This window comes from Microbacterium sp. EB106-03-03-XG65 (assembly GCF_058791955.1).
On the sequence record NZ_JBYTEB010000002.1, the window covers coordinates 366,041 to 382,543 of the forward strand.

Below are 16,503 nucleotides of genomic sequence, written 5' to 3' on the forward strand. Positions count from 1 at the left end.
ACACGACGATGACGCAGAGCGCGCGTCGTGGTCTCAGCCCACGAGCTCCTGCACCCGGACGCGGATCTGCTCGGCGATGACCTGCGGCGACGCGTCGGCGTCGAGCACGAGGAAGCGCTCCGGCTCGGCGGCGGCGAGCGCGAGATAGGCGTCACGCACGCGTGCGTGGAACTCGGTCTTCTCCGCCTCTAGCCTGTCGAACGGCTTGTCGGCGGAGTCGAGACGCACTCGCGCAGCCTCGGGCGCCAGATCGAGAAGCACGGTCAGATCGGGCAGAGCGCCCTCGGCGGCCCAGAGCGAGAGATCGCGGACCTCGCCTGCATCGAGCACGCGGCCCGCCCCCTGATACGCGACCGAGGAGTCGAGGTAGCGGTCCTGCAGCACGACCTCGCCGCGCGCGAGGGCCGGGCGCACGACCGTCGCCACGTGGTGCGCGCGATCGGCGGCGTACAGCAGTGCCTCGGCGCGCGGCGCGATGTCACCCCGATGGTGCAACACGATGTCGCGGATGAGGTTGCCGACCTCCGAGCCGCCGGGCTCACGAGTGCGCACGACCGTGCGCCCCTCGCTCGCCAGCCAGCTCTCGAGCAGGTCGGACTGCGTGGTCTTTCCCGAGCCGTCGCCGCCTTCGAGCGTGATCCACACTCCGGAGCGTGAGGTCACTGACCGGCCTTTTTCGCGGCCGCGTTGGCGGCGCGGGTCGCGGCGGCCTTCTTGGCGGCAGCCGAGCGGGCAGCAGCCTTCTCGGCATCCGTCGCTGCGCTGGCAGACGCCTTCTTGGCGGCGGGCTTCGTGGCGGCAGGCTTCTTGGCGGCGGGCTTCTTGGCAGGCGCCTTCTTGGCGGGAGCCTTCTTCGCGGGAGCCTTCTTCGCGGCGCCGCGCTTGGGCGCCGGACCCTTCGCACGCTTGTCGGCCAGCATCTGTACAGCGGTCTCGAACGTGATGTCCTCGACCTTCTGCCCCCGAGGGATCGTGACGTTGGTCTCGCCGTCGGTCACGTATGCCCCGAAGCGACCGTCGCGGATGCGGATCGGCTTGCCGCTCACCGGATCGGCCTCGAACTCGGCGAGGGCGCTCGACGCACGGCGGGAGCCCGCTCCGTACTTCGGCTGCTTGTAGATCTCCAGCGCCTGGTCGAGCGTGACGTCGAAGATCTGCGATTCGCTCTCGAGCGAGCGCGAATCGGTGCCCTTCTTGAGGTACGGGCCGAAACGACCGTTCTGCGCGGTGATCTCGTCACCGGTCTCGGGGTCGGTGCCGACCACGCGAGGAAGGCTGAGCAGCTGCAGCGCGGTGTCGAGATCGATGGTGTCGACCGACATCGAACGGAACAGCGACCCGGTGCGCGGCTTCGGAGCCGCGTCCTTCTTGGCTCCGCGCTTGGGCTTGGGCGCTTCTACGACCTCGCCCGTGGCCTCGTCGACCGCGGCGTCGTCGGACACCGGATCGTTCTCCTGCACGTACGGCCCGAAGCGGCCGTCCTTGACCACGATGATCTTGCCGTTCTCGGGGTTGGTGCCCAGAACACGGTCGCCCGCGACCGGTGCGTCGATGAGCTCCTGGGCCTTCTCGGCGGTGAGCTCGTCGGGTGCGAGGTCTTCGGGCACGTTGACGATGCGCGGCTTCTCGTCGGGGGCCTCGGGGTTCGCGACCTCGAGGTAGGGGCCGTACTTTCCGAACCGGAGCGTCGCGTTCTCGGTGATCGGCGTGGAGTTGAGCGCCCGGGCGTCGATCTCGCCGAGGTTGTCGACGGTCTGACGGAGTCCGACGTGCGAATCCGAGCCGTAATAGAAGGAGCGCAGCCACTCGACGCGCTTCTGCTCGCCTCGCGCGATCGCGTCGAGGTCGTCTTCGAGCGCGGCCGTGAAGTCGTAGTCGATGAGGTCGGCGAAGTGCTCTTCGAGCAGCCGCACGACGCTGAAGGCGAGCCACGTCGGCACGAGGGCCTGGCCGCGCTTGGTCGCGTACCCGCGGTCGATCACGGTGCCGATGATGCTCGCGAACGTCGAAGGCCGGCCGATGCCGTGCTCCTCGAGAGCCTTCACGAGAGACGCCTCGGTGTAGCGCGGCTTCGGGGTCGTGCGGTGGCCCTTGGCCTCGGCATCCGACATGCGCAGCTCATCGCCGACGGCGACGATCGGCAGCGACTGGTTCTCGTCGGCGTCCTTGTCGTTGCGCTTCTCGTCGCGACCCTCTTCGTATGCGTCGAGGAAGCCCTTGAAGGTGTAGACGGTGCCGGATGCCGTGAACTCGGCCTTCTGACCTGCGGCATCGACCAGGATCGTGACCGTCGTGGTCTCGTACTTGGCGTCCGCCATCTGGCTGGCGACCGTGCGCTTCCAGATGAGGTCGTAGAGGCGGAACTCCTCGCGGTCGAGCTCGGACGAGACGGACTTCGGCGTGCGGAAGGTCTCTCCCGAAGGACGGATCGCCTCGTGCGCCTCCTGCGCGTTCTTGCTCTTCGACTTGTAGACGCGCGGCTTGAGCGGCACAGCCGTATCGCCGTAGAGCGCCACCGCCTGGCTGCGTGCCGCCTGCACCGCCTGGGTGCTGAGCGCCACGGAGTCGGTACGCATATAGGTGATGTAACCCTTTTCGTACAGACGCTGGGCGACGCTCATCGCCTGCTTCGCGCTCATCGAGAGCTTGCGGCCGGCCTCCTGCTGCATCGTCGAGGTCGTGAAGGGGGCGTAGGGGCTGCGGGTTCCGGGCTTCGCCTCGACCTTGGTCACCGCGCCCGTGCCTGCCGCGTCGACCGCGTGCGCCAGAGCAGCGGCCTTCTCCTCGTCGAGGATGACGACGGCCTTCTTGAGCTTTCCGGTGTCGTCGAAGTCGGTGCCGCGGGCGAGCTGTCCGCCGTCGACGCGGACCAGGCGCACACGGAATCCCGACGACGACGAGGCGAGCGCCTCGACGTCCCAGTACTCGGCCGACACGAACGCCATGCGCTCGCGCTCGCGCTCGACGATCATGCGGGTGGCGGCGGACTGCACTCGTCCGGCCGAGAGGCCCGTCTTTACCTTGTACCAGAGCACGGGCGAGACGTCCCAGCCGTACAGGCGGTCCAGGATTCGGCGGGTCTCCTGAGCGTCGACGAGGTCCGTGTCGAGCTCGCGGGTGTTGCCGATGGCAGCCTGGATCGCGTCCTTCGTGATCTCGTGGAAGACCATGCGCTTGACCGGCACCTTGGGCTTCAGAGTCTCGAGCAGGTGCCACGCGATGGCCTCGCCCTCGCGGTCCTCATCAGTGGCGAGCAGGAGCTCGTCGGCGCTCTTCAGCGCCCGCTTGAGTTCGGCCACGGTCTTCGTCTTGCGATCGGAGACGACGTAATAGGGGTCGAAGTCGTTGTCGACGTCGATCGAGTACTTGCCGTAGGCCTGCTTGTCAGCGGCCGGAATGTCTTTCTTGTCCGCGAGATCGCGGATGTGCCCCACCGAGCTCAGCACCTCGTAGCCGTCGCCGAGATACCCCTGAATCGACCGCATCTTCGTCGGAGACTCGACGATGACGAGCTTCTTGCCTTGAGCCAAGGGAGCATCCTTTCTTCGAAGCACACCATACACACCGCCGTGATGGGTTCGTCACAGTGGTCGCCGACATTTCGCCGGACCGTGCCTCGTTCAGCCGTCATCTTCCGTCGGGTGGCCCAGCTCGGGCGCGGGAGACGGCTGCGAGTCCAGCGTACGCCGCCTCGACCTGCACGGTCGCCACGAAGCCCTCGACGACGCAGCCTGTGAGCGAGCCGCCGGCGGCGGCAGCGACTCGTGCTGCCACCGCGCAGGGGTCATCGACGACGACGATCGCGCCGCTGGCCGCATCGGCGGCGGCGAGCGCGGCGGCATCCGCAGCCCCGGCCGCGCGCTGCGCCGTGACGGCCGCACCGCCGACGGCGGCGAGCCCGAGAGACAGCGCTGCGGCGACCGAGAGCACGCCCGCGGCGAGGGCCGAGCCCGCCATCAGCGGAGGCCTCTGTCTGGATGCCTCATCACAACCCTCCCGCGAGCGCACAGCTCGACGCGTGCAGGGGCACTCGAACGACGGTCCCGATCGATACATCGGCACGAGCCGTGACGCAGATGAGGTCTCCGGACGGGCTGCTCGACATCGATGCCCCCGGAACAGCCGCGATCACAGCGCTCTCGGCACGACCCGGATCCTCTCCCCGACCGAGCAGCCGCGCGGCGTCTGCCGCAGCGTCCTGCAGCGCCACCTGGCGCGAAGCAGCGCCGAGAGCCCCGGCGCCGAGCAGCAGCGTCAGCACGACCGCGGGGAGGGCGAGCGCCAGCTCGGCGGCAACGGATCCGCGCTCGCGATCTCCCCGGTCGCGCATCAGGCCACCGTCAGAGCACGGCGCACGAGATCGGTGAGGATGCCGCGCACCTCACCCGACCTCATGATGACCACCAGCAGGCCGGCGAATGCGACCGCCGCCATGGTGGTGATCGCGTACTCGGCCGTCGCGGCACCGGAGTCGTCTCCGAACAGCGAGGCGGCTCGTCGACGAGTGAGCGGAGGGAAGACATCCGGCCCTCCCTTCACGTTCGGTGTGCGCCCGGTGCGCAGGGCGCCTCCGTGGTTCCTCGTGGTGCGTGTGTTCATGGCGTTCCTCTTTCTCTGTGTGGATGCGCAGGCATCCGGTGGTCGAAGGCGTAGCGGTGGTCAAGGCTCAGAGCGGCAGTGGCGTCGACGCCAGAACGCTCAGCAGCAAGGGGGCGACGCCGAGCAGCAGGAATGCAGGGAGCGTGCAGACGCCGAGCGGTATGAGCAGCTGCGTCGACAGCTTCGCGGCCCGCAGGCGGCCATCGATGCGAGATCGATGCCTGTCCTGTGCGGCCGACGCTCGAAGCAGTTCCGCGGCCGGCACTCCGGCGGCGCGGGAGAGGTCGAGCACCGAGCGGACGCGCGCCTCATCGCCGTGTCGTGAAGCCGGGCTCTCTTCTACGAGGCGCAGTGCCCGCTCGACCGACGCGCCACCCGACAGCGCCACGGCCACGAGCTCTGCCTGCATACCCGGTGTGCCGGGTCTCGGTCGCGCTCGACGGAGCAGCCTGTTCGTCCAGAGTCGCGCCGCAGCGACGAGCAGCAGTCCCGACCCGATGCAGACGGCGCCGATCGGGTCGCCGACCACGACCGACAGGGTGTCGAAGCCCAGCGCCAGACCCAGCAGCAGCCCGGCGAACGGCATCCACAGCAGCAGTCGCGCGGTGCCGGCGGGCTCGGCGAGCGCGATGCGCACATCGTCGGCGGCGGACGCCGAGTCCCGCAAAGTCTCGGCGATCATGCGCAGCACCTCCGCCAGCGGTGCGCCGACCGTGGTCGCGACCTCCCAGGCCGCAGCGAGATCCTGCCACGCTCCCCCCTCGGACTCGATCGCCACGACGAGGGGCGCGCCCTGCGCGACACGCTCCACGACCGCCGCCGCATGAGCGTCTCCCGTGTCGCCGAGATGGCGCCAGGCGGTCAGCGGGACCGCTCCTGCCTGCAGCAGCACGGCGAGCGTGTGCACCGAAGTGGCGGCGTCGGCACCGCCGTCGTCGACCGGCCCGCGCCTCAGGGCTCTCACCACGGCTGCACCTCGGCGATGGTGAGTCGATCACCGGCCAGTCCGAACTCCCCCGCCTGCCCGATGCGTCGCCGGCCGTCGGGCGCGCGTTCGAGATGCAGCACCACGGTGAACGCGCTGACGACCTGACGCGCGAGTGCCGCCGCATCCATCCCGGCGAGCGCGCCCAGCGCTTCCATCCGCGCGGGGACGTCGCCCAGACCACTGGCGTGCAGCGTGCCCGCCCCTCCGTCATGACCCGTGTTGAGTGCCGTCAGAAGCTCGCGGACCTCTTCTCCGCGACACTCCCCCACCACCAGACGGTCCGGCCGCATGCGCAGCGACTCCCGCACGAGACGCGCGAGGCTGATCCCTCCGGCGCCCTCGAGGTTCGACTGCCGTGCTTCGAGCGCCACGTGATGCGGGTGCCGCGGCCTGAGCTCGGCGACATCCTCGATGGTGACGATCCGCTCCGAGGCCGGCGCCGCTGACAGCAGTGCCGAGAGCAACGTCGTTTTGCCCGTCCCGGTGCCGCCGGTGATGAGGATGTTCGCGCGGTCGCGCACGAGTCCGAGCAGCCAGCTCTGCCGCCGTGCGTCGAAGGTGCCGAGCGCGGCGAGAGCGTCGAGATCGGCGGCTCGCACGCGCGGCACTCTTATCGACAGCGCTGTTCCCGCCGTCGCCACCGGGGCGAGGACAGCGTGCACGCGGATGCCCGAATCGAGCCGCACGTCGACGCAGGGCGCCTGATCGTCGAGGTGTCGCCCACCGAGACCCACCAGCGCGACGGCGAGGTCGCGCACCTCGCGCTCGGAGGCGCTCCAGCCCGGCACCGCCTCGGTGCCGTGCCCGCGATCGACGAAGAGCCCCGCGGGCCCGTTCACGAAGACGTCTGTGACGTCGGGGTCGGCGCAGTACTCGCGCAGCGGACCGAACGCGGGATCGATCGCGATCGCATCGACGCGGACCTCGGGAGCGCGGCCGCCGGCGGGCGGCGTCGCCCGCGGACGGATGACGAAGGAATCAGGCATGCCCTGACGGTAGGCGCGAGGCGGGCGGGCACGAGGGCCCCGAGTCCGCGGCCGACACCACCTGTGAGCAACACCGTCCCGACGCGGGTCGTGCAGAGAGACGACGTCGGGAGCGATCGCACCCCGGGAGCGCTCCCACAGAATTGGGCGACATCTCACGGGGGGAATGAGATGCCGCCCACGGCGGGCCCTTTCGGGGGATTCGGGCACGCCAAGGCCGGAATGATTATTCGGCTGTCGTCGAGTGTACGCAAGGCGACCGTCCTGACAAAACCCGCCGGAGTACCGACTTTCGGCGGTAGGCGATGTCTGCGGCCGGGGCTAGATTCGCCCTGACCTGATCGCGTCACCCCCGCGTTCAGCCCGCACGACCTGCCATGCCGCAAAGGAGCGCCTGCCGATGAGCAGCCAGATCGATCATCTCCTCGATGAGACCCGCCAGTTCCCGCCCTCCGAGGACTTCGTCGCTCAGACGATCTCCTCCCCCGCGCTGTATGAGAGCGCGGCGGCCGATCGCGAGGCGTTCTGGGCAGAGCAGTCCCGCGAGCTGCTGGAGTGGCACAAGCCCTTCACCCAGGTGCTCGACTGGTCGACTCCCCCGTTCGCGAAGTGGTTCGACGACGGCGAGCTGAACGTCGCGTACAACTGCCTCGACCGCCATGTCGAGGCGGGGAACGGCGACCGCGTCGCCCTGCACTGGGAGGGCGAGCCGGGCGACTCCCGCACGATCACGTACGCCGAGCTCACCGAAGAGGTCAAGCGGGTCGCCAACGTGCTCGAAGGGCTCGGCATCGGTCACGGCGACCGCGTGGCCATCTACCTGCCGATGATCCCCGAAGCCGTCGCCTCGATGCTCGCCGTGGCGCGGGTCGGCGCGATCCACTCCGTCGTGTTCGGCGGCTTCAGCGCCGACAGCCTGCGGTCCCGCATCGACGACGCCGGGGCGAAGCTCGTGATCACCGCCGACGGCGGGTACCGCAAGGGTCGCGTCTCGGCGCTCAAACCCGCGGTCGATCAGGCGCTGGCCGACCGCGGTGACGGAGAGCAGCAGACCGTCGAGCACGTGCTGGTGGTGCGTCGCGGCGAGAACGAGGTCGACTGGAACGCCGAGCGCGACATCTGGTGGCACGAGGCGGTGCCCAGCGCCTCACCCGAGCACACCGCCCGGGCCTTCCCCGCCGAGAATCCGCTGTTCATCCTCTACACCTCCGGCACGACCGGCAAGCCCAAGGGCATCCTGCACACCTCCGGCGGCTACCTCACGCAGGCGGCGTACTCGCACAAGTACGTGTTCGACCTGCATCCCGAGACCGACGTCTACTGGTGCACGGCCGATATCGGCTGGATCACCGGACACAGCTACGTCACATACGGTCCGCTCGCGAACGGTGCGACCCAGGTGATCTACGAGGGAACCCCCGATGCCCCGCACCCGGGCCGCTGGTGGGAGATCATCGAGAAGTACAAGGTCTCGGTCTTCTACACGGCTCCGACCGCGATCCGCTCGTTCATGAAGATCGGCCGCAGCGTCCCCGCGGAGTTCGATCTGTCGTCGCTGCGTCTGCTCGGCTCGGTGGGCGAGCCGATCAACCCCGAGGCCTGGATCTGGTACCGCGACGTCATCGGCGCGGGCAAGACCCCCATCGTCGACACCTGGTGGCAGACCGAGACCGGCGCGATCATGGTCTCGGCTCTGCCCGGCGTGACGTCCACCAAGCCGGGCTCCGCGCAGGTCCCGCTTCCCGGCATCTCGATCGACGTGGTCGATGAGGCGGGCGTCGAGGTGGGCAACGGCAACGGGGGCCTGCTCGTCGTCACCGAGCCGTGGCCCAGCATGCTCCGCGGCATCTGGGGCGACCCCGAGCGCTACAAGGAGACGTACTGGGAGAAGTTCGAGGAGCAGGGCTATTACTTCGCCGGCGACGGTGCGCGGCTCGACGCCGACGGGGACCTGTGGCTGCTCGGTCGCGTCGATGACGTGATGAACGTCTCCGGGCACCGTCTGTCGACCGCCGAGATCGAGTCGTCGCTCGTGGCCCACGAGGCCACGGCCGAGGCCGCGGTCGTCGGCGCTGCGGACGAGACGACCGGCCAGGCCGTCGTGGCCTTCGTCATCATCAAGGAGAGCTACCTGTCGGCGCACGACCCTGCAGGTCTCGCGCAGCAGCTGCGGCAGTGGGTGGGCGAGCAGATCGGCGCCATCGCGCGCCCTCGCGACGTCTACATCGTGGGCGAGCTGCCCAAGACCCGCTCGGGCAAGATCATGCGGCGTCTGCTGCGCGACGTCGCAGAGGGCCGAGAGGTCGGCGACACGACGACTCTCGCCGACACCGCAGTGATGAGCATCATCTCGGCACAGGTGAAGTAGAGCGCCCGCACCGCACGACCGGATGCAGAACGCCCCCTCCCGATCACGGGAGGGGGCGTTCTCGGCATGCAGCTCGCTCAGGCGAGGATGAAGGTCACCTCGACCTCGACCGGGCTGTCGAGCGGAAGCACCGGCACACCCACGGCAGCGCGGACGTGGCGCCCTGCATCGCCGAAGATCTCGCCGAGCACCAGGCTCGCCCCGTTGATGACGCCCGGCTGTCCGGTGAACTCGGGGACGGATGCGACGAACCCTCCGACCCTCAGGACTCCGGCGATGTTGTCGACACCGCCGGCGGCATCCGCAGCGGCGGCGAGTGCGTTCAGCGCGCAGGTGCGGGCATAGGCGTTGGCGTCATCGGCGGAGACCTCGGCGCCGACCTTGCCGGTCGCGGGCAGCGCACCGTCCGCGAACGGGAGCTGGCCGGAGGTGTAGACGAGGCCCTCGTGCACGACGGCGGGGACGTAGGCGGCGACCGGGGCTGCGACCGCAGGAAGCTCGATGCCGAGCTCGGCGAGGCGCGTCGAGAGGCTCACGCGGCACCACCCTCGAACTGGCGGGACGCCTGCGCGGCGGCGGCGAGTCCGGCGTTGCCCGCGGCATCCGACGTCACCGGGCGCTTGAAGTAGGCGACGAGTCCGCCCTCAGGCCCCTGCACGACCTGGACGAGCTCCCAGCCCTGCTTGCCCCAGTTGTTGAGGATCGCGGCGGTGTTGTGGATGAGCAGCGGCGTGGTGAGGTATTCCCACGTGGTCATGGCACTCCTGTCTGGCCGCATCCGCGACCCGCAGATGCGTCAAAGGCTGTATTCAGGGAACTCCCCTACGATCAAGCGTATGCCCCAAAAGAATCGCACGGTGAGTGGTGCGCTCGGTGGAGTCCTCGGGCTCGTCGGACTGAGCGCTGTCGCCGGACTCCTCGTCGCGGCCAGCGTCACCCCGGTCCTCGCGATGACCGGTATCGCAGGCTCGCAGGCGCTGACGATCTTCCAGGATCTTCCCGCCAACCTCCAGGTCAACCGACCCATGGAGCAGTCGACCATCGTCGCGACCGATTCGGCCGGCAACGAGATCGAGCTCGCCTCGTTCTACGAGCAGAACCGCATCCCGGTCACGTATGAGCAGATCAACCCCGTCGTCTTCGACGCGATCCTCTCGAGCGAGGACAAGGACTACTTCAGCCACGGCGGCGTGAACGTGGGCGCGACGGCCAAGGCCCTCGTCGACAACCTGCGCGGCACCGATGACCGCGGCGCGTCGACCATCACGCAGCAGTACGTGAAGAACGTGCTGATCCAGGAGTGCGAGCAGGAGGCGGACCCGGCCTCGGGCACCTACGCCGACGACCTGCAGCAGTGCTGGCTGGACGCGACCAACGCCGACGGCGCGAAGGGCGTGGAGCGCAAGCTCCAGGAGATGCGCTTCGCTCTGCAGGTCGAGAAGGAGTACTCGAAGAACGACATCCTTCTGGGTTACCTGAACATCGCGAACTTCGGCGGCACGGTCTACGGCATCGAGTCGGCGGCCAACTACTACTTCTCGACCACCGCGGCGAACCTCACCCTCGCTCAGGCGGCCACGATCGCAGGCATGGTGCAGAACCCGAACCAGTACCGCATCGACCAGCCGCAGGGCACCTGGACGGATGACGAGGGCGTCGGGCACAACAGCGAGGCCGACGGCTACGCCGAGACGATGGAACGCCGCACCTACGTGCTCGAGCGCATGCTCGCGAACAACAAGATCACGCAGGCGCAGTTCGACGAGGCCAACGCCTCCCCCATCGGACCGGCGATCAGCCAGCCGACCCAGGGCTGCGCTGCGGCCGTGAACATCGCTCGCAGCGCGTACTTCTGCGAGTACGTGAAGTCGGTCGTGCTGACCGACCCCGCCTTCGGTGAGACCGAGGAGGACCGCCGCGACCTGCTGCGTCAGGGCGGTCTCAAGATCTACTCGACCATGAACATCGACATCCAGAACGCCGCGGCGGCCGAGATGCTCGAGACGGTCCCCGCGAACTACGACAACCAGTACTTCGGTGCGGCCGGCGTCTCGCTCGAGACGCAGACCGGTCGAGTGCTCGCGATCACGCAGAACACCAACTTCAGCGAGACGATCCAGGGCGACCAGGCATACTCCTCGCTCGTGTTCGCGACCGACAAGGCGCACGGCGGATCGAACGGCTTCTCGGTCGGCTCGACCTACAAGCTGTTCACCCTGATCGACTGGCTCGAGAACGGGCATTCGGTGCGTGAGACCCTCAACGCCAACAACCGCGTGTTCACGAAGTTCCGCTGCGGCGACGAGACGCTGACGAACCGCACCAAGATCCAGAACTTCGGCAACCAGGGCGGCTACACCGGCAACGTCCTCAAGTTCACGGCGGACTCGCTCAACAGCGGCTATCTCGCGATGGCCGAGAAGCTCGACCTCTGCGAGATCAACGCGGTCGCCGACCGCATGGGCGTCACGCTGTCGAACGGCAAGAAGACCACCGACGACCCGCCGGCGCCCTACGACATCCTGGGCCCGAAGTACATCTCGCCGCTCGCGATGGCCGGTGCCTATGCGACCGTCGCCAACAAGGGTGTCCACTGCGAGCCTCGGGCGATCGACCGCGTGGTCGACGCTGAAGGAAACGAGCTGCCGATCCCCGAACAGAGCTGCTCCGAGGTGATCAAGCCCGAGGTGGCTGCGACCGCGGCTTTCGCCCTGCAGGGCGTCATGAACGGTGGCGGCACGGGTAACCGCGCCAACACGAACGACGGCGTGCCCCTGATCGGCAAGACCGGAACGCATGAGTCGTGGGGAACCATGATGATCGAGTCGAGCACCCAGGTCACCACCTCGGTCTGGGTGGGACGCTCTGAAGGTACGGCCAGCATCCTGCGCCAGGGCTGGGGCGGGACCGACCTGAACGCCATGCGCTACATCCTCGCGAAGACGATGCAGGGCGCGGCCAACGACCTCTACGGCGGCGAGGCGTTCCCGGCACCGGACAACAACCTCAGCCGGCAGATCCTCACCGACGTGCCCAACGTGGTCGGCATGTCTGTGGATGCTGCGACGCAGGCGCTGCGCGAGAAGAGCTTCCAGGTCGTCGTCGGCGCCCCGGTCGACGGCCCCGAGGGCGATGTCATCATGGCGCAGGACCCGGCCGGCCAGGCCGCGAGCGGCGCGACCGTGACGATCTCGCCGAGCAACGGCCAGGCGGCCACCGTGCCCGACATCACCGGGCAGTCGAAGTCGAACGCGCAGAACGCGCTGTTCGGCGCCGGCTTCTCGTCGATCTCGTTCGACAACTCGTGCAACCCGCCGGGATCGACTGTTGAGAGCACGAACCCCGCCGCGAACACGGCGACGAGCAAGAGCACGTCGATCACGGTCACCTGCAAGTGACCGCCCGCACATCAGCACACCCGGCCCTCATCGCGCTCGGCGCGGTGGGGGCCGCTGGTGCCGCGGCAGCAGTGTGGGGCATCGGCATCGAGCGCTACCTGTTCACGGTGCGCGAGGCCACGGCATCCGCGCTGGCACCCGGCTCCGCCCCTATTCGCGTGCTGCACATCTCGGATGCCCACATGGCGCCGTGGCAGCATCGCAAGCAGGACTGGCTGGCCTCGCTCGCCCAGCTGAAGCCTGATCTGATCGTCAACACCGGTGACAACCTCGGTCACCGCGACGGGCTCGACGGCATCCGTCGCGCGTTCGATCCGCTCGCCGGCATCCCCGGCGTCTTCGTGCACGGATCGAACGATGTGACGGCGCCGTCACCGCGCAACCCCTTCCGGTACTTCATGGGCCCGTCACAGAAGCACCAGAAGGCCTCCACTCTCGACACCGCCGCGATGGATGCGTACTTCAGCGCCGAGCTGGGCTGGGCGACTCTGAACAACACCGCGGCCCGCATGACGGTGGCCGGCAACCAGGTCGACTTCTTCGGAGTCAGCGATGCCCACCGCGACTGGGATCGTCTGGACGACCTGCCCGCCGCGATCGACCGTCTCGGTCCTCGTGATGCCGCCACCTCGGTGATCGGTGTGACGCATGCGCCCTACCAGCGCGTGCTCGACGGCTTCATCGATCTGGGTGCAGAGGCGATCTTCGGGGGGCACACGCACGGCGGTCAGGTCTGCCTGCCCGGCTACGGCGCGCTCGTCGCGAACTGCGACATCCCGCTGAAGCAGGCCAAGGGCCTCAGCACGTGGACGACCGACGGGCGCACCGTGCCTCTCAACGTCAGCGCGGGCTGCGGACACTCGATCTACGCGCCGGTGCGCTTCGCGTGCCGACCCGAGGCGACGCTGCTCACACTCACGGCCCGAGACTGAGCGTCGATTCGCCGTTTCACCCTCCTCTCTTGTAGACTCGGAGGGTTGCAAAACGGGGTGTGGCGCAGCTTGGTAGCGCGCTTCGTTCGGGACGAAGAGGTCGCAGGTTCAAATCCTGTCACCCCGACCAGTGACACGAAGGCCGCCCTCACGGGCGGCCTTCTCTGTACGGCGGCTGCTCCGGCATCCGCCCCGTATCTTGGGAAGATCATGACCACGCCTGCCCTCGTCGCCTTCGACCTCGATGACACGCTCGCTCCCTCGAAGGGCGCCATCAGTCCCCGGATCGCCGCGCAGCTGCTCGCGCTGCTGCGCACCGTCGACGTCGCGATCATCTCGGGCGGCAACGAGGCGCAGTTCCGCGCGCAGGTCATCGCCCAGCTCACCGACGCCGATGCCGCGGCCGTCGCCCGCCTGCACCTGCTGCCGACCTGCGGCACCCGCTATCTGCGACACGACGGCAGCGACTTCACCCCGCTGTACGCGCACGACCTCAGCGACGAAGAGAAGTCTGCGGCGCTCTCCGCCCTGCGCGAGGAGGCTGAGCGCCTCGGCCTGTGGGAAGCCGAGCCGTGGGGCGAGATCCTCGAGGACCGCGGTTCGCAGATCACGTTCTCGGCCCTCGGCCAGACGGCTCCCCGGGACGCCAAGCACGATTGGGACCCGACAGGCTCGAAGCGCGAGGCCCTGCGGGATGCCGTGGCGGCGCGACTGCCTGGCCTCGAGGTGCGCTCGGGCGGTTCGACGTCGATCGACATCACCCGCGCGGGGATCGACAAGGCCTACGGCATGCGCCAGCTCGCCGAGCGCACCGGAATCCCCCTGGGCTCGATGCTCTTCTACGGGGACCGCCTCGACGAAGGCGGCAACGACTACCCCGTGCGCGCGATCGGCGTGCCCTCGGTCGCCGTCGACGGCTGGGAAGACACCGCCGACAAGCTCGACGAGCTGCTGAAGATGCTCTGACCCGAGCCGGCGCATCGACCGGCCGCAGAAACCGTGCGCACGCGCGCCCTCACGCGCGCCCTCGAACGATGCTCGAGGACGCGACGCGAGGGCGGGATGTGCGGCTAGCTCACCACGACGTCGGATGCGGCGCGCGCGACCGGCACGAGACGCGTGAGCTGTGTGACGTGCGAGGGCTCGAGTTCGGCGAGCGAGGCGACGCCGAGAAGGCGCATGGTGCGCTCGATCTCGGTGCGCAGGATCTCGATCGTGCGGTCGACGCCGGCCCGGCCACCGGCCATCAGCCCGTAGAGGTAGGCGCGCCCGATGAGGGTGAAGTCGGCCCCCAGGGCGACCGCGGCGACGATGTCGGCACCGTTCATGATGCCGGTGTCGACCATGACCGTGAAGTCGTCGCCGACGGCCTTGCGAACCTCGGGAAGCAGGTGGAACGGAATCGGCGCGCGGTCGAGTTGACGCCCGCCGTGGTTGGACAGGACGATGCCGTCGACACCCGCGTCGCGCAGCCGCACCGAGTCCTCGACGTTCTGTACGCCCTTGATCACGATCTTGCCGGGCCAGATGTCACGGATCACGGCGAGATCGTCGTAGCTGATGGTCGGGTCCATCGCCGCATCGAGCAGCTCACCGACCGTGCCGCCGGTGGTGCTGAGCGAGGCGAACTCGAGCTTCGGAGTGGTGAGGAAGTCGTACCACCACCACGGGCGCGGGATCGCGTTGATGATCGTGCCGAGGGTGAGCTGGGGCGGGATGCTGAAGCCGTTGCGCTTGTCGCGCAGGCGCGCACCCGCGACCGGGGTGTCGACCGTGAACTGCAGCGTGTCGAAGCCGGCCGCCGCCGCGCGCCGGGTGAGCTCGTATGAGATCTCGCGATCGCGCATGACGTAGAGCTGGAACCAGTTGCGGCCATGCGGGTTCGCTGCCTTGACGCCCTCGATCGACGTCGTGCCGAGGGTCGAGAGCGTGAACGGGATGCCGGCGGCTGCCGCTGCTCCGGCACCGGCGACCTCGCCCTCGGTCTGCATGAGACGGGTGAAGCCGGTCGGAGCGATGCCGAACGGCAGCGCGGACGGTCCGCCGAGGATCTCGACGGACGTGTCGACATCGGGCGCCGGACGGAGGATGCCGGGGTGGAACTCGACGTCCTGGAACGCCTGGCGTGCCCGCGTGAGGGACAGTTCGCCCTCTGCGGCACCGTCGGTGTAGTCGAAAGCCGCCTTGGGCGTGCGGCGCTTGGCGATCGCGCGCAGGTCGTCGATCGTCAGCGCACCGTCGAGGCGCCGCTTCTTTCCGTCGAGCTGAGGCTTCTTGAACTGCATGAGCTCGAGGAGCTCTGCGGGGTTGGGGAGCTGGCGCTGGACCATCGCTGTCCTTTCAGTCGGTCGTTCGTGGAGGACCGTCGCCCTGAGACACGCTCAGGGATCCGGTGCGTTCGTAGTAGCCGGTGATGTGTGCGCGGACGAGATCACGGGCAGCCCGGGCGTCACCCGCATCGATCGCGTCGATGATCGCGCGGTGCTCGGCGCGCAGACCCTCTGCCATGCCGTCCCAGTCGGCCACCGCGGCAGCCCCCTCCAGCACGTAGGACTCGATGGCCGTGCGGAGACCGGCCATGATCGCGGCGACCACGGTGTTGCCGCTCGAGTCGGCGAGAGCCAGGTGCAGCTCGGCATCGAGGGCGAGGAACTCCGCAGGAGTGAGCCCCTCCGCGTCCATGGCGTCGAGCACGCGGTGCGCGGCGCTGAGGTCGCGCTCGGCTCTGTCGGCGAGCGCTGCGACCACCGCATCCTCCAGGAGAAGACGGGTCTGCACGACGTCTTCGAGCAAGAACCCGCGCGCGGCGACCTGGAGCCTCAGCAGCGTCGACATGCCACCCGTGGGGGTCGAGATCACGATCGCCCCCGACTGCGGCCCTGAGCCGGTCGACGTGCGGATCAGACCCATCACCTCGAGCACTCGCAGCGCCTCGCGGACGCTCGAGCGCCCCACGCCGAGATCGGTCGCGAGATCGCGTTCGGAGGGAAGGCGGTCCCCCGGGCCGATGCGCCCGTCGAGGAGGTCGCGCTCGATGTGTTCGAGCACGAGGCGCCATGCGCGTGCGGGCTGTTCGGGCATCCGCTCTCCTCATCGCGGTCGGATCAGACTCCGCGCCGTGCGAGCCTGTGGTCTGACCACAGTAGCGCGTGTGGTCAGACCACGCAATCCGCGCACGACGGACCACCCGCCAACGCAGGGTCTGCGGGTGAGGGACGCCAGGCGTCCGCCG

Annotated in this window: 15 protein-coding genes and 1 tRNA gene; 5 read left to right on the top strand and 11 right to left on the bottom strand. The window is 68.9% G+C overall.

Features of this window, described 5'->3' with window-relative positions:
* Positions 1-33: 33 nt before the first annotated feature.
* From tmk to AC3WS6_RS15165, 7 genes are all read right to left on the bottom strand, one after another.
* Entirely contained in the window at positions 34-663 is a 630-nt protein-coding gene (gene tmk, locus AC3WS6_RS15135; RefSeq protein WP_492501853.1) for a dTMP kinase, read from the bottom strand.
* Positions 660-3,530 (bottom strand): type I DNA topoisomerase, encoded by a 2,871-nt coding sequence (gene topA / locus AC3WS6_RS15140; protein ID WP_492501854.1) that lies wholly within the window; start codon positions 3,528-3,530, stop codon positions 660-662. Before topA ends, tmk begins: the two co-directional genes overlap by 4 nt.
* A gap of 97 nt (positions 3,531-3,627) precedes the next feature.
* On the bottom strand, positions 3,628-3,957 hold the full coding sequence (locus AC3WS6_RS15145; protein ID WP_492501855.1) for a helicase: 330 nt from the start codon (positions 3,955-3,957) through the stop codon (positions 3,628-3,630).
* Positions 3,958-3,985: 28 nt separating this feature from the next.
* Entirely contained in the window at positions 3,986-4,330 is a 345-nt protein-coding gene (locus AC3WS6_RS15150; protein WP_492501856.1) for a TadE family type IV pilus minor pilin, read from the bottom strand.
* Positions 4,330-4,539, bottom strand: a complete 210-nt coding sequence (locus tag AC3WS6_RS15155; RefSeq protein ID WP_492502324.1) for a DUF4244 domain-containing protein — start codon at positions 4,537-4,539, stop codon at positions 4,330-4,332. The genes AC3WS6_RS15150 and AC3WS6_RS15155 overlap by 1 nt, the downstream gene beginning before the upstream one ends.
* A gap of 127 nt (positions 4,540-4,666) precedes the next feature.
* Positions 4,667-5,566, bottom strand: a complete 900-nt coding sequence (locus tag AC3WS6_RS15160; RefSeq protein ID WP_492501857.1) for a type II secretion system F family protein — start codon at positions 5,564-5,566, stop codon at positions 4,667-4,669.
* On the bottom strand, positions 5,560-6,573 hold the full coding sequence (locus AC3WS6_RS15165) for a TadA family conjugal transfer-associated ATPase (RefSeq protein ID WP_492501858.1): 1,014 nt from the start codon (positions 6,571-6,573) through the stop codon (positions 5,560-5,562). The genes AC3WS6_RS15160 and AC3WS6_RS15165 overlap by 7 nt, the downstream gene beginning before the upstream one ends.
* A 400-nt stretch (positions 6,574-6,973) precedes the next feature.
* Here AC3WS6_RS15165 and acs point away from each other — a divergent pair, with 400 nt between their 5' ends.
* Positions 6,974-8,941, top strand: a complete 1,968-nt coding sequence (acs, locus tag AC3WS6_RS15170; protein ID WP_492501859.1) for an acetate--CoA ligase — start codon at positions 6,974-6,976, stop codon at positions 8,939-8,941.
* A gap of 77 nt (positions 8,942-9,018) precedes the next feature.
* Here acs and AC3WS6_RS15175 read toward each other — a convergent pair whose 3' ends face one another.
* Positions 9,019-9,477 (bottom strand): RidA family protein, encoded by a 459-nt coding sequence (locus tag AC3WS6_RS15175; RefSeq protein ID WP_492501860.1) that lies wholly within the window; start codon positions 9,475-9,477, stop codon positions 9,019-9,021.
* Positions 9,474-9,698 carry a Sp36 family protein gene (sp36, locus tag AC3WS6_RS15180; RefSeq protein WP_492501861.1) on the bottom strand — a complete coding sequence of 75 codons (225 nt, stop codon included), beginning with the start codon at positions 9,696-9,698 and terminating at the stop codon, positions 9,474-9,476. Before sp36 ends, AC3WS6_RS15175 begins: the two co-directional genes overlap by 4 nt.
* A 79-nt stretch (positions 9,699-9,777) precedes the next feature.
* On the opposite strand from sp36, the gene AC3WS6_RS15185 reads away from it, so the two are divergent.
* The 4 genes from AC3WS6_RS15185 (at position 9,778) to AC3WS6_RS15200 (ending at position 14,237) form a co-directional block, all read left to right on the top strand.
* Positions 9,778-12,339: a transglycosylase domain-containing protein gene (locus AC3WS6_RS15185; protein WP_492501862.1), complete on the top strand. Its 2,562-nt coding sequence runs from the start codon at positions 9,778-9,780 to the stop codon at positions 12,337-12,339.
* Entirely contained in the window at positions 12,336-13,271 is a 936-nt protein-coding gene (locus AC3WS6_RS15190; protein ID WP_492501863.1) for a metallophosphoesterase, read from the top strand. Before AC3WS6_RS15185 ends, AC3WS6_RS15190 begins: the two co-directional genes overlap by 4 nt.
* A gap of 53 nt (positions 13,272-13,324) precedes the next feature.
* Positions 13,325-13,401: transfer RNA gene (locus tag AC3WS6_RS15195), tRNA-Pro, on the top strand.
* 80 nt (positions 13,402-13,481) lie between these two features.
* Positions 13,482-14,237: an HAD-IIB family hydrolase gene (locus tag AC3WS6_RS15200; RefSeq protein ID WP_492501864.1), complete on the top strand. Its 756-nt coding sequence runs from the start codon at positions 13,482-13,484 to the stop codon at positions 14,235-14,237.
* Positions 14,238-14,341: 104 nt separating this feature from the next.
* Here the strand turns inward: AC3WS6_RS15200 and AC3WS6_RS15205 are convergent, their stop codons facing one another.
* Both AC3WS6_RS15205 and AC3WS6_RS15210 read right to left on the bottom strand, forming a co-directional pair.
* Positions 14,342-15,601 carry an alpha-hydroxy acid oxidase gene (locus tag AC3WS6_RS15205; RefSeq protein WP_492501865.1) on the bottom strand — a complete coding sequence of 420 codons (1,260 nt, stop codon included), beginning with the start codon at positions 15,599-15,601 and terminating at the stop codon, positions 14,342-14,344.
* A 10-nt stretch (positions 15,602-15,611) separates the two neighbouring features.
* Positions 15,612-16,352: a FadR/GntR family transcriptional regulator gene (locus AC3WS6_RS15210; RefSeq protein WP_492501866.1), complete on the bottom strand. Its 741-nt coding sequence runs from the start codon at positions 16,350-16,352 to the stop codon at positions 15,612-15,614.
* Between the last annotated feature and the right edge of the window lie 151 nt (positions 16,353-16,503).

Bases quoted from the DNA above. Each gene is read 5' to 3' on its own strand.
- AC3WS6_RS15145 (WP_492501855.1), bottom strand. From the start codon at position 3,957: ATGGCGGGCTCGGCCCTCGCCGCGGGCGTGCTCTCGGTCGCCGCAGCG.
- AC3WS6_RS15150 (WP_492501856.1), bottom strand. From the start codon at position 4,330: ATGCGCGACCGGGGAGATCGCGAGCGCGGATCCGTTGCCGCCGAGCTG.
- AC3WS6_RS15165 (WP_492501858.1), bottom strand. From the start codon at position 6,573: ATGCCTGATTCCTTCGTCATCCGTCCGCGGGCGACGCCGCCCGCCGGC.
- acs (WP_492501859.1), top strand. From the start codon at position 6,974: ATGAGCAGCCAGATCGATCATCTCCTCGATGAGACCCGCCAGTTCCCG.
- sp36 (WP_492501861.1), bottom strand. From the start codon at position 9,698: ATGACCACGTGGGAATACCTCACCACGCCGCTGCTCATCCACAACACC.
- AC3WS6_RS15185 (WP_492501862.1), top strand. From the start codon at position 9,778: ATGCCCCAAAAGAATCGCACGGTGAGTGGTGCGCTCGGTGGAGTCCTC.
- AC3WS6_RS15200 (WP_492501864.1), top strand. From the start codon at position 13,482: ATGACCACGCCTGCCCTCGTCGCCTTCGACCTCGATGACACGCTCGCT.
- AC3WS6_RS15205 (WP_492501865.1), bottom strand. From the start codon at position 15,601: ATGGTCCAGCGCCAGCTCCCCAACCCCGCAGAGCTCCTCGAGCTCATG.
- AC3WS6_RS15210 (WP_492501866.1), bottom strand. From the start codon at position 16,352: ATGCCCGAACAGCCCGCACGCGCATGGCGCCTCGTGCTCGAACACATC.